The organism is uncultured Aquabacterium sp., from assembly GCF_913773725.1.
GTDB lineage: Bacteria > Pseudomonadota > Gammaproteobacteria > Burkholderiales > Burkholderiaceae_C > Aquabacterium.
On sequence record NZ_CAJYGK010000058.1, the window covers coordinates 66,120 to 77,037 of the forward strand.

The 10,918-nt window shown below is 59.7% G+C and carries 17 protein-coding genes; 15 read left to right on the top strand and 2 right to left on the bottom strand.

What is annotated here, in order from left to right:
* The first annotated feature begins 43 nt into the window (after positions 1–43).
* From QZ709_RS07345 to QZ709_RS07405, 13 genes are all read left to right on the top strand, one after another.
* Positions 44–286 (top strand): hypothetical protein, encoded by a 243-nt coding sequence (locus QZ709_RS07345; protein ID WP_294636616.1) that lies wholly within the window; start codon positions 44–46, stop codon positions 284–286.
* Entirely contained in the window at positions 286–1,959 is a 1,674-nt protein-coding gene (locus QZ709_RS07350; RefSeq protein WP_294636617.1) for a terminase large subunit, read from the top strand. Before QZ709_RS07345 ends, QZ709_RS07350 begins: the two co-directional genes overlap by 1 nt.
* Complete coding sequence (locus QZ709_RS07355; protein ID WP_294636618.1) at positions 1,956–3,161, top strand: phage portal protein; 1,206 nt, start codon at positions 1,956–1,958, stop codon at positions 3,159–3,161. The genes QZ709_RS07350 and QZ709_RS07355 overlap by 4 nt, the downstream gene beginning before the upstream one ends.
* Before the next feature lie 63 nt (positions 3,162–3,224).
* Complete coding sequence (locus QZ709_RS07360) at positions 3,225–4,106, top strand: HK97 family phage prohead protease (protein ID WP_294636619.1); 882 nt, start codon at positions 3,225–3,227, stop codon at positions 4,104–4,106.
* 9 nt (positions 4,107–4,115) lie between these two features.
* Positions 4,116–5,471, top strand: a complete 1,356-nt coding sequence (locus QZ709_RS07365) for a phage major capsid protein (RefSeq protein WP_294636620.1) — start codon at positions 4,116–4,118, stop codon at positions 5,469–5,471.
* A gap of 53 nt (positions 5,472–5,524) precedes the next feature.
* Positions 5,525–5,716 carry a hypothetical protein gene (locus QZ709_RS07370; RefSeq protein ID WP_294636621.1) on the top strand — a complete coding sequence of 64 codons (192 nt, stop codon included), beginning with the start codon at positions 5,525–5,527 and terminating at the stop codon, positions 5,714–5,716.
* Positions 5,717–5,718: 2 nt separating this feature from the next.
* On the top strand, positions 5,719–6,186 hold the full coding sequence (locus tag QZ709_RS07375) for a head-tail connector protein (protein ID WP_294636622.1): 468 nt from the start codon (positions 5,719–5,721) through the stop codon (positions 6,184–6,186).
* Positions 6,186–6,503, top strand: a complete 318-nt coding sequence (locus tag QZ709_RS07380; protein WP_294636623.1) for a phage head closure protein — start codon at positions 6,186–6,188, stop codon at positions 6,501–6,503. The genes QZ709_RS07375 and QZ709_RS07380 overlap by 1 nt, the downstream gene beginning before the upstream one ends.
* Positions 6,500–6,937, top strand: a complete 438-nt coding sequence (locus QZ709_RS07385; RefSeq protein ID WP_294636624.1) for an HK97-gp10 family putative phage morphogenesis protein — start codon at positions 6,500–6,502, stop codon at positions 6,935–6,937. Before QZ709_RS07380 ends, QZ709_RS07385 begins: the two co-directional genes overlap by 4 nt.
* A 2-nt stretch (positions 6,938–6,939) precedes the next feature.
* Entirely contained in the window at positions 6,940–7,287 is a 348-nt protein-coding gene (locus QZ709_RS07390) for a DUF3168 domain-containing protein (RefSeq protein ID WP_294636625.1), read from the top strand.
* 115 nt (positions 7,288–7,402) lie between these two features.
* Positions 7,403–8,050: a phage tail protein gene (locus QZ709_RS07395; protein ID WP_294636626.1), complete on the top strand. Its 648-nt coding sequence runs from the start codon at positions 7,403–7,405 to the stop codon at positions 8,048–8,050.
* A gap of 95 nt (positions 8,051–8,145) precedes the next feature.
* Positions 8,146–8,514 (top strand): phage tail assembly chaperone, encoded by a 369-nt coding sequence (locus QZ709_RS07400; protein WP_294636627.1) that lies wholly within the window; start codon positions 8,146–8,148, stop codon positions 8,512–8,514.
* A 65-nt stretch (positions 8,515–8,579) separates the two neighbouring features.
* The gene (locus QZ709_RS07405) at positions 8,580–8,810 is read left to right on the top strand and encodes a DUF1799 domain-containing protein (protein WP_294636637.1); all 231 of its coding nucleotides are present in this window, start codon (positions 8,580–8,582) and stop codon (positions 8,808–8,810) included.
* On the opposite strand, the gene QZ709_RS07410 is transcribed toward QZ709_RS07405, so the two are convergent.
* Both QZ709_RS07410 and QZ709_RS07415 read right to left on the bottom strand, forming a co-directional pair.
* Positions 8,811–9,026: a hypothetical protein gene (locus tag QZ709_RS07410; protein WP_294636628.1), complete on the bottom strand. Its 216-nt coding sequence runs from the start codon at positions 9,024–9,026 to the stop codon at positions 8,811–8,813.
* 9 nt (positions 9,027–9,035) lie between these two features.
* On the bottom strand, positions 9,036–9,482 hold the full coding sequence (locus tag QZ709_RS07415; protein WP_294636629.1) for an Arc family DNA-binding protein: 447 nt from the start codon (positions 9,480–9,482) through the stop codon (positions 9,036–9,038).
* A 135-nt stretch (positions 9,483–9,617) separates the two neighbouring features.
* On the opposite strand from QZ709_RS07415, the gene QZ709_RS21300 reads away from it, so the two are divergent.
* Both QZ709_RS21300 and QZ709_RS07420 read left to right on the top strand, forming a co-directional pair.
* Complete coding sequence (locus QZ709_RS21300; protein WP_366937152.1) at positions 9,618–9,776, top strand: Arc family DNA-binding protein; 159 nt, start codon at positions 9,618–9,620, stop codon at positions 9,774–9,776.
* Positions 9,773–10,540 carry a BRO family protein gene (locus QZ709_RS07420; RefSeq protein WP_294636630.1) on the top strand — a complete coding sequence of 256 codons (768 nt, stop codon included), beginning with the start codon at positions 9,773–9,775 and terminating at the stop codon, positions 10,538–10,540. The genes QZ709_RS21300 and QZ709_RS07420 overlap by 4 nt, the downstream gene beginning before the upstream one ends.
* The last annotated feature ends 378 nt before the right edge of the window (positions 10,541–10,918 follow it).

Sequence of the window (10,918 nt, forward strand, 5' to 3'; positions counted from 1 at the left end):
CGGGGCTCGCCCTGGTGCGGGTCGCCCGCCAAAAGAGCCCGAGATGTTGGATGTGATCGGCATGTTTGATGACCCGGAGAAGTTCTTGCGGGCAGTCATGAACGATGTCGGGGCTGATGCCAAGTTGCGTGTTGACGCTGCTAAGGCTTTGATGCCGTACACCCATGTTCGCAAGGGTGAGGGCGGGAAAAAGGAGCAGCAGGCGGAGGCGGCAAAGAAGGTGGCGAGCAAGTTTGCTGCTGCTGCGCCTCCTAAGCTGGTCGCTGCTGGCGGCAAGAAGGTCTGATGCCTGAATGGTCAACAGCCTGCCCGGATTGGGCGGAACGGCTGCGGGCGCGTGAATCAATCATTCCGCCTCCGATCTTTCCGGAGCAGGCAGAGCAGGCGCTTTCGATCTTCAAGCAACTGAAGATTGTTGACGCTCCTGGCTCGCCCACCTTCGGGGAGTCGTGCGCGGAGTGGGTATTTGATTTGGTCCGCAGCATCTTTGGTGCTTACGACGCTGAGAGCGGGCGCAGGCTCATCACGGAGTGGTTCATTCTCATTCCGAAGAAAAACAGCAAAAGCACGATTGCAGCCGGGATCATGATGACTGCGGTCATCCTGAACTGGCGGCAGTCTGCCGAATTCTCGGTTCTCGCTCCTACGGTCGAGGTTGCGAACAACGCGTTCGCCCCGGCTCGGGACATGGTGCAGAAGGATGACGAGCTAGAAGTCCTGATGCACGTACAGGCGCACATCAAGACCATCACGCATCGTGAAAGCGGAGCGGCTCTGAAGGTCTTGGCTGCAGATCAGAACACGGTCGGCGGGAAGAAGTCTGTCGGCACGCTGGTGGATGAACTCCACCTGTTCGGGAAGATGCCGAGCGCGGAGAACATGTTCCGCGAGGCGCTGGGCGGGTTGGCATCGAGGCCTGAGGGCTTCGTGATCTGGCTCACAACGCAGTCTGACGAGCCGCCCGCTGGCGTGTTCAAGCAGAAGCTTGACTATGCCCGCGACGTGCGTGACGGCAAGATTGTTGATCCGTCATTCGTGCCGGTGATCTTTGAGCACCCGCCAGAAATGGTGAAGTCGGGCGAGTGCCTGAAGATCGAAAACATGGCGATGGTGAACCCGAACATGGGGTTCTCTGTCGATCAAGCGTTTCTTGAGCGCGAATACAAGAAGGCCGAGCTTGCGGGCGGCGACTCGTTCCGTGGCTTCATGGCGAAGCACGCCAACGTCGAGATTGGACTGAACCTGCGGTCTGACCGCTGGTCTGGGGCCGACTTCTGGGAGGACGCTGGCGACCAGGCTGTGACGCTTGATCGGCTGCTGGCGGCGTGTGATGTCATCACGTTGGGCATCGACGGCGGCGGGCTCGATGACCTGTTGGGTTTCGGCGCAGTTGGCCGCGAACGTGAGACAGGTCGTTGGCTGACTTGGTGCCGCGCGTGGGCTCATCCGAGCGTGCTGGAGCGCCGCAAAGAGGTTGCATCACGTTTGCGTGACTTCGCGCGGGATGGTGATCTGGTCTTGGTCGAGCGGGTTGGCGAGGATGTCGAGCAGTTGACGGCCATCGTTGCCGAGATTGCTGCATCTGGGCTGCTTGACAAGATCGGGGTTGACCAGCACGGGCTAGGCGGGATTCTGGATGCCTTGGTTGGCTCGGACGATGAGCCTGGCCCCGTGACGATGGATGACATCGTTGGCATCTCGCAGGGGTGGCGCTTGCAAGGTGCCATCAAGACCGCTGAGCGGCGGTTGGCAAACAAGACGCTTGTTCATGGCGCCCGGCCAATGATGGCTTGGTGCGTGGGCAATGCAAAGGTGGTGCCAGTTGGCAACGCCGTATCCATTACGAAGCAGGCAAGCGGGCTGTCCAAGATCGACCCGCTGATGGCTTTGTTCAACGCGGTGCAGTTGATGGCACTTAACCCGGCTGGCAAGGGCCGGTCGTTCTGGGATCAAGCGTGAAGCTTTTCGGTAACCTCTTCGGGCGCAAGGCGACCCAGCTCACCTACGATCAGATCGCTGATCGGCTTGACGGGATGAGCGGCGGTGTCGTTGCTGGCGTTGCTGTCACTGAGAAGACGGCCCTAGAGGTGTCGACCGTTCTTGCGTGCGTGAAGGTCATTGCGGACGGCGTTGCCACGCCTGAATTGAAGGTGTTCCGCGAGAAGGCTGGCGGCACGCGAGAGCTTGCTACCAACATCCCCGAGTACCGGCTGCTGAACCGTCGCCCTAACGAGTGGCAAACGTCATTTGAGTGGCGTCGTCAGATGACGATCCATGCCGCATTGACGGGGGCCGGTCTGTCGCTGAAGGTGCGCGGGTCGAATAACCGTGTGCGTGAGTTGATCCCCGTCCAGCCTGGGCAGTGGGATGTGCGCAAGGTCTCGCGCTATGAGGTGCGCTATCGCTGCTGGGATGAGTTCGGGCTGATTGGCGAGTTCGCGCCTGATGACGTGTTCGTCATCAACGGTGTGCAGTGGGATTGGGCCAAGAGCCTGAACGCTGTGGCTCTGGCGCGCTCGGCAATCGGCCTTGCGATGGCTACTGAGCGTTCGCAGCAGTCGATGCACGCCAATGGCCTGCGTCCGTCTGGCACGTACTCCGTTGAGGGAAACCTGACGCCAGAGCAGCATGACCGCCTGACCACGTGGCTCAAGAACAAGGGTGGGCCGGAGAACGCCGGGACGCCTCTGGTTCTGGACCGCTCGGCGAAGTGGCTGAACACCGGAATGAGTGGCGTTGATGCGCAGCATGTCGAGACACGACGCCTCCAGATTGAGGAAATCTGCCGTGGCTACGGCGTGTTCCCTATCATGGTCGGTCACTCTGACAAGTCGTCTACGTTCGCTTCGTCTGAGGCTTTCTTTGCCGCCCACCTGATCCACACGCTGGCCCCTTGGCATCGTGCGTGGACGCAGCGCATGGACGAAATGCTGCTTGATGGGGCCGGCCCGCTGTGGGCTGAGTTCGACACGCGCTACATGCGGATGGGCTCGATGGCAGATCGTGCGCAGTACGCCCGAACGATGGTTGAGATGGGCTTGTTGAGCCCGAACGAATGGCGCGATGAGGAAGGCCGCGACCCGCGAGAGGGTGGCAACGAGTACCTGCGCCCGATGAACATGGCTGCTGGAAGCGATACGCAACCGGCACCGGCAGAGTAAGCCGAACCGATTCACACCAAGCCCGCCACTGAGCGGGCTTTTTCTTTTCCGGAAGGGAATTGCATGGCACGCCAGCTTGAGCGCAAGGACGCGGTGGGCGGGCGCGAGGTGCGCTCGTTTGCTCTGTCGATCAAGGCCGCAGAGGACGGAACCGTGGAGGGCTACGGCTCTGTTTTCGGCGTTCGTGACTCGTATGACGATGTGATTGCAAAGGGGGCCTTCTCTGGGTCGATTGCAGAGCACAAGGCGGCGGGGACGATGCCAGCGATGCTGTGGCAGCACGACGCAGAAAAGCCCATTGGCGTGTGGACCGAGATGAGCGAGGACGCTAACGGTCTGCGCGTGAAGGGACGCCTTGCGCTCGATACAACCCTCGGCAAAGAGGCTCATGCGCTGCTGAAGATGGGCGCACTCAACGGTCTGTCCATTGGCTTCATGTCGAAGCAGTGGGCATACGACCGCGAAACCGAAGTACGCACGCTCACAGAGATTGACCTGTGGGAAGTCTCGCTGGTCACCTTCCCGGCCAACGAAAAGGCGCGTGTAACCAACGTCAAAGCGGTATCGGAAGATTCCGTTGCAAGGGCAATTAAGCATCTGACAGCAGCCATAAAACTGCACGAAGCGCACATGGATGGCTCCGAGCCAACGAGCGAAGAGTCGCAAATGCGAATGATGAAGATGATGAAAGACGCCCTGTCTGCTTTGCAGAAGGCTAAGGGCGCAGACGATGACGACATGGAAGACATGGAAGACATGGGCAAATCCATGTCAACTCCGAAGAATGCCGAGCGAATCCTGCGTGATGCTGGATTCAGCCGATCCGACGCAACGGCCTTTGTGTCGCGCGTCATGCGGATGGGAGAAGTGCGGAGTGATTCTGCGAATTCGACCGCCGTTGCGATGAAAGCAGCCGACAGGCTGCTGCGTTCCCTCACATCCTGAAAGTGAAACATGAAGCAAACCATCAATGAAATGATGGCTCTGCACGCCGCTGCGCTGCAAGCCAAGATCGCCGCTGTCGGCTTCTACGAGAAGCGCGAAGAGCCGACCCTGAAGGGCCTGGCTGACACCATCGAAAAGATCGGCGTCGCCTTCGACGAGTTCAAGAAGACCAATGACCAGCGCTTGGCTGCTGCCAAGGAAGGCAAGAGTACTGCCGACCAGGACGCCAAGATTGCCAAGATCGAAGCCGATCTGAACAGCCTGGAAGAACTGAAGTCCAAGCTGGAAAAGATGGAAACAAAGCTGTCGCGCCCCGGCGTGATGGAAGGCAAGTCCGTCGAAGGCGAGAGCCGCGAAGCCTACGAGTACCGCTCGGCTTTCATCGACTGGATGCGCCGCCCTGGTGACTCCGAGCGCCAGCAGAAGGCTGCTCATGCCATGAAGGCACTGGAAGCCAAGGCCGCTCAGACCGTGACCTCGACCGGTTCCGCTGGTGGCTTCGCACTGCCCGAAGTGATCGAGCGCAACATCGCCCGCCTGTCGGTGGACATGAGCCCGATTCGCCAGCTGGCAACCGTCCGCACTGTGTCGAGCACCGACTACAAAGAACTGTTCGACGTGAACGGAGCCGGTTTCGAGTGGATCGGTGAAGGCGACACCCGCAACCAGACCAACACCCCGGATCTGCGCGAAGTCACCCCGACGATGGGCATGGCATCGGCCAAGCCGCAGGCTTCGGAAGAGTCGCTGGATGACCTGTTCTTCAACGTCGAAGACTGGCTGGTGTCGTCGGCTGCTGAGCAGATCGCGGCCGGTGAGGGCGCTGCTTTCGTGTCGGGCAACGGCATCAAGAAGCCCACTGGCTTCCTGGCTGGCCCCACCCCCGTGACCACCGGCGATGCCTCGCGCGCCTTCGGTACGCTGCAATACGTGGCGTCGGGCCAAGCCGCTGCGCTGCCTACCAGCCTGGATGTGCTGTATGACCTCGTGTACGGTGTGCGCGCTCGCTATCGCGCCAACGCCACCTGGGTTACCAACCGCGCCGTCCTTGCCTCGCTGCGCAAGTACAAGGACACCTCGGGCCAGTACCTGTGGCAACCGTCGCTCGTGGCTGGTCAGCCTGGCACCTTCATGGGTTACCCCATCGTTGAAGCCGAGGACATGCCTGCTGTGGCTGCGAACTCGTTCCCGCTGGCATTCGGTGACTTCCGCGAGGGTTACCTGATCGTTGACCGTGTGGGCACCCGCATCACCCGCGACGAAATCACGACCCCTGGCTTCGTAAAGTTCTATATCCGGAAGCGCGTTGGCGGGGTCATCCGCAATAGCCAAGCCATTAAGTTGCTCAAGGTGGCCGCATCCTGATTGATGAAGTTCGGGCCGCTCCGCAAGGAGTGGCCCTTTTCATTGGAGAACCCATGTTCAAAGTCAAAGAGTCCTTCAAGTGGGCTCACCGTCACGTCGAGGTGGCTGAGTACGAGGCAGGCACTGAGCACGCCTTTGACGATGCCGAACTGATCGAGGTTGCGACCGCTGAAGGCTGGATTGAGCCTGTTGGCGAGCGCAAGACCAAGGCCGCGAAAGCTGCGCCTGAGAACAAGGCTGAGTGAATATGAGCCTCGTCACCCTTGCCGATGCAAAAGCTCATCTGCGTGTCGAAGAGGCGGGCGAGGACACGCTGATTCAGGCGTATGTGAACGCGGCTGAGTTGTTCGCTGTGAACTATCTTGGGCGCAACGTGTACGCCGATCAGGCTGCGATGAACACGGCGATTTCTGGCGTTGCTGCGGCCCTAAGTGCTGCCACTACGGCCTATGTTGCTGCGGTTGAGGCTGCTGCATCCATTGCATCGGATGTTGAATCCGGCATTGCGATGGACGTGGCCGACCAGGCGTACCAGGCTGCGCAGCAGACGGCCAAACGCACCTATTCCGGGATCGTGCTGAATGACGCCATCAAGTCGGCGATTCTGCTGATCGTCGGGCACTTGTTCCTGAACCGAGAGGCCAGCGCCGACCGTGCGATGGACGAGGTCCCATTCGGCGTGTATGCGCTGCTTCAACCGTTCCGGGTGTACTGATGCGAGCCGGTGACCGCGACCGCTACCTGACGTTCAAGCGCCTTGGTGGCGCTGAGAACGAGCTTGGCGAGAAGGTTGATGCGTGGGTGAATGTGGGCAACGCATGGGCGTCGGTGAAGATGCTCAACGGCCTGCAAGCACTCAAGGCCGACCAGCCTCTGACGACCGTCCAAGCCTCGGTGCGGACGCTGTATCGCACGGACATCGTGCCTGGTATGCGTGCTCACGACGGCGCGCGCGTGTACGAAGTCAAAGCCGTACTGCCTGACGTAAGCCGCAAGAAGTACACCGACTTCGTGTGTGAGGTGGTCGCGTGAAGATCAAGATGGATCTGACCGGCTTCAAGGCTGCGTTAGACGCTGAGGTGCAGAAGTTCCACGACGCTGCACGTCCTGCTGCTCAGGCTGGTGCTCAGGTGATATACAGCCTGGCCCGGATCAAGGTGCCAGTTTCCGAGAAGGGCCACTGGTTCCACGGGACGAGCTTCAAGAAGACGGGCCAGAAGTATTGGTTCGCGCCTGGCTCGCTGCGCAACTCGATCTACCAGGTCTATTCCAAGGACAACAGCAACGAGGCGAAGGCGACCTATCACGTGAGCTGGAACCGCACCAAAGCGCCATACGCGTGGATGGTGGAGTTCGGCACGTCGCGGGCTCCTGCGCATCCTTTCATGCGTCCGGCAATTCTGGAAGGGCGCAAGGAGGCTGCTCAGGCGGTCAAGGATGAGTTTCTGAAGCGAGTCAAGGTATGAGCATGGAATCTGATCTGACGGCGCTGCTGAAGGCAATCTGCCCGCGTGTGTCTCCTGACGTTGCGCCAGCTGGCACGGCGACGCCGTACATCACCTATCAAGGCATCGGCGGGCAGTCCATGCAGTACATGGACAAGACGTTGCCGAACAAGCGCAACACGCTCATCCAGATCAACGTGTGGGGCAAGACTCGCGCCGAGGCTCTGCCGCTGATTCGGCAGGCAGAGCAGGCATTGGTCGCAGCAACCAGCTTTCAGGCGTCACCGGTCGGTGAGCCACTTTGGACATACGACGAAGAAGCCGACTTGCGCGGCTGCTTGCAGACCTTCTCAATCTGGTCTGACCGCTAACAGAACCTGAACCAACAAGGCCCCACGGGAAACCGCTGGGGCCTTTTTCGTTGCCCGCAAGGGCGTTTCCTTTGGCCCGCCTTGAGCGGGCTTTTTCATTTGTGAAAGGCCCAACATGGCTGCTCGACTCCCTGACGGTGCAATCGTCTCTCTCGCCACGACCTACGGCACGGCCAAGACCGTTTCCGGCATCAGCAACGCAAACCCCGGCGTCGCCACCTCGACGGCTCACGGCCTTGCGAACGGTGCCCTGGTGTCGGTCACTTCCGGCTGGTCGAACCTGAACAACCGCGTTGTGCGTGTCGCTGGATCTGCCACCAACACGTTCAACCTCGACGGCATCGACACCACTTCGGTGACGCAGTACCCGGCAGGATCGGGCGGCGGCTCGGTGCAGGAAATCACCGGCTTCACCCAGATCGCTCAGATCATGGGCTTCTCGACCTCGGGCGGTGAGCAGCAGTTCGCCACGTTCTCGTTCCTGGAGCAGAACTTCGACACCCAGATCCCGACGACCCTGAGCGCGCAGTCGATCACGCTGGACATCGCCGACGACCCGACCCTGCCGGGCTACCAGGCTCTGAAGGCCGCTTCGGACGCTCGCGCTGTGCGCGCTCTGCGCCTGTCGATGCCGGACGGCTCTTTCATCCTGTACCAGGGCTACGTGTCGTTCAACGAGACCCCGACCGTGACCAAGGGCTCGGTGATGCAGGTGCGCGCCACCTTCTCGCTGCAAGGCCGCCCGGTCCGCTACGCCTCGTAATTGAGGCAACCCTGAGCACCTACCCGGCTCTGTTCGCTCTTCGCGGGGCGGCAGGGCTGGGCAAGGGCATTTGTTCTACCCCGCGAAGGTAATCAATGTCGAAAATCAAGCTGGGCAATCGCCCGAAGAACTTCAAGCACGTTGTCACGTTCCCGATGCTGGACGGCACGACCGGCACCATCGAAGTGCTCTACAAGTACCGCACGGTGAGCGAGTTCGGCCAGTTCATCGACAAGATGTCGTCTGAGATGGGCTCCGAAGAGGTGAAGGGCGCGGGCGCTGTCATCAGCCGCATGGTGAAGGTCAACGCCGAGTACCTGCTTCAGGTCATCGAAGGGTGGAACCTCGATGAAGAACTGAACGAGGAAACGGCTCACCAGTTGGCGAACGAACTGCCTGCGGCTGCGGCGGCCATCATGAACACCTACCGTCAAGCCATCGTGGAGCAGCGGCTGGGAAACTGACCGAGGCGGCGAGTCGGCTGTACGAGCGAGAGGACGAGGCTGAGCTTTCGGCGTTCGGCTTCTCGCTGGCCGACTTTGCTGCACCTTTCGAGGTGTGGCCTGAGAACTGGGCCACCTTCTGCCTGTTCATGGACATGCAAACCCAATGGCGCATGGGCATGGACATGCCGACAGGGTTGGATTACACGGCCCTGTTTGCGCTGATGGAAGTTCACGGCATAACCGACCGCCGCGAGGTGTTTGCCGACATTCAGGCGATGGAGGCGGCGGCGCTCAAGGCGATGCGTAGGAAGTAGTCAGCGGGGTCTGCCACTAAGAACATCCGCCTGAATGCGGCAGAACTCTTGGAGAGTGATGCCATCGGACGGCTTGTACCCTTCCGGAGACTTCATGCAGCGCCGGTAGGTCTCTTCGTGAGCCTCTTGTGGTGAGGTCGGTGTGGCGATGAAGGCGATTGCTAGGTAAGCGACAGCTAGGGCAACCGCGATCTTTAGGAACAACTCGATCTTCATGACGGGTGGCTACTTCTTGCTGAGGCGCTTCGTAACGACGGAAGCTACATCCTCTTGTTCTTCGTCTTGGCTGGCGGCCAGCAGCCAGCGGAGTTCGGCGCCCGGTTTGCCGGATGAGATCAGGCTATAGAGGGTGTGCTTTGCGTTGCCAACGTCAGTGCCGATTGAAAGGAGCGTGTCGGCCAGCTTGATGATTCCCGCTTCTTGAGTCGCATCGTCTTCCGAGTGCTTCTTGAGAAGCTTCAACGCAGCGCGAACAGCCAACGTTGCCGCCGCGAATGCGGCATGAGCCATCTCGGTAGTCTCTATCCCTCTTGGGTCGAAGCTAGCCTGCAGGCGAGCGGCAACCTCGGAGTTAAAGGAGCGCCGGTTCTCCTTTGCGGATGACTCCACTTTCTCCTTCAGATCCTGTGGAAGGCGTAGCGGGTATGGGTTAACTGCGTGGCGGTCTGACATGGCCGCGATTGTGGGCGTCAAAAAGAGAAAAATCCACGATACATGTTGACTCCACAACGTTGTGGAGATACGATGTATCCACGTCGCGAACACGACGTGTACACAAAAGCTTCGCGCATTGCACAGGAGTCATACATGCGTAAACCCATACCTCCGGTGGGTATCAGACTGCCGGAAGACTTGAAAGCCTGGCTCAAGAGCGCAGCCATGAACAACAGAAGGAGCGTCAACGCACACGTTCTGTTCCTCATTGAGCAGGCTAGGGCTCAAGAGCAAAAAGGAGCGCAACAGTGAACATCATCCCGTTCAACTTTGATGGCCAAACGATCCGAGTTGTTGCAGACGATGGTGGTGAGCCGTGGTTCCACGCTGGTGACTTGTGTTCGGCATTGGGTTATAGCAATCCGCACGACGCTGTCGCACGGCATGTCGATTCGGACGACCTCGTGAAACGCGAGGTCGCCGATAGTGCGGGCCGCCGACAGCAGACGAACCACGTGAACGAATCAGGGATGTATGCCTTGATCTTCGGAAGCGCGCTACCTAGTGCAAAGAAGTTCAAGCAGTGGGTAACGCGAGAGGTGCTCCCAGCTTTGCGCAGGCATGGTGCGTATGAGGTTCAGCCAAGGCAGCAACAAGACGTCGTTGTAGCGACAAAGGAGTTCAAGGCGCTAGCCGGGATGCTGCGGTACATCGGCTGCGACAAGCAGGCTGCCGCCATTGGCGCGAATCAGGCGATCAATTCACTTCATGGCGTCAATCTGCTCAAGCTCACAGGGCAGACTCACCTTGAGGCGTCAAATCAGGACAGCGTTTGGTTGACGCCTACGCAAATTGGTAAGCAGTGCCAAATGTCGGCGCAGCAAATCAACGCTTTTTTGATGACGAGCGGCTTTCAAGAAAAGGTCGGTGGTCAGTGGAAGCCAACTGAAGCTGCGAAAGAGTTGTGCAGGATCTACGACACCGGCAAGAAGCACGGCGACGGCGTTCCAGTGCAGCAGGTCAAGTGGTCGTCCAACGTCATCCAGTTGGTCCAGAAATACAAAGGGGCGGCGTAATGGCTCGCGGCGACCCTACCACTTACCTAAAGATCCCCGAATCGCTCAAGTCTGAGCTTCTGGTTGCGGCGGCTGCGCACAGGAGAAGTCTGACCGCAGAAATCGTCCACCGCCTTCAAGGCCGCGGCCTGGACACGTTCACGACAGAGGCTTTGATTCAGGAGTTGTCCCGCCGTCTTGGTGGGCTGACGATCACGCAACCGTAAAGACGAAGCCCCGGACTGCTCGCAACAGCCGGGGCCTCTAGGTGAAACAGAAGGAGTGTTTCGAGATGGTGACCTGCCCCCTGTAGACGTACCAATCAAAAATGGAAGTCCGGGTTCAAGATTACTCGATGGGTTTCGGGGTTGATGGGAGTTGAGCTGCATCGCCAGCGCG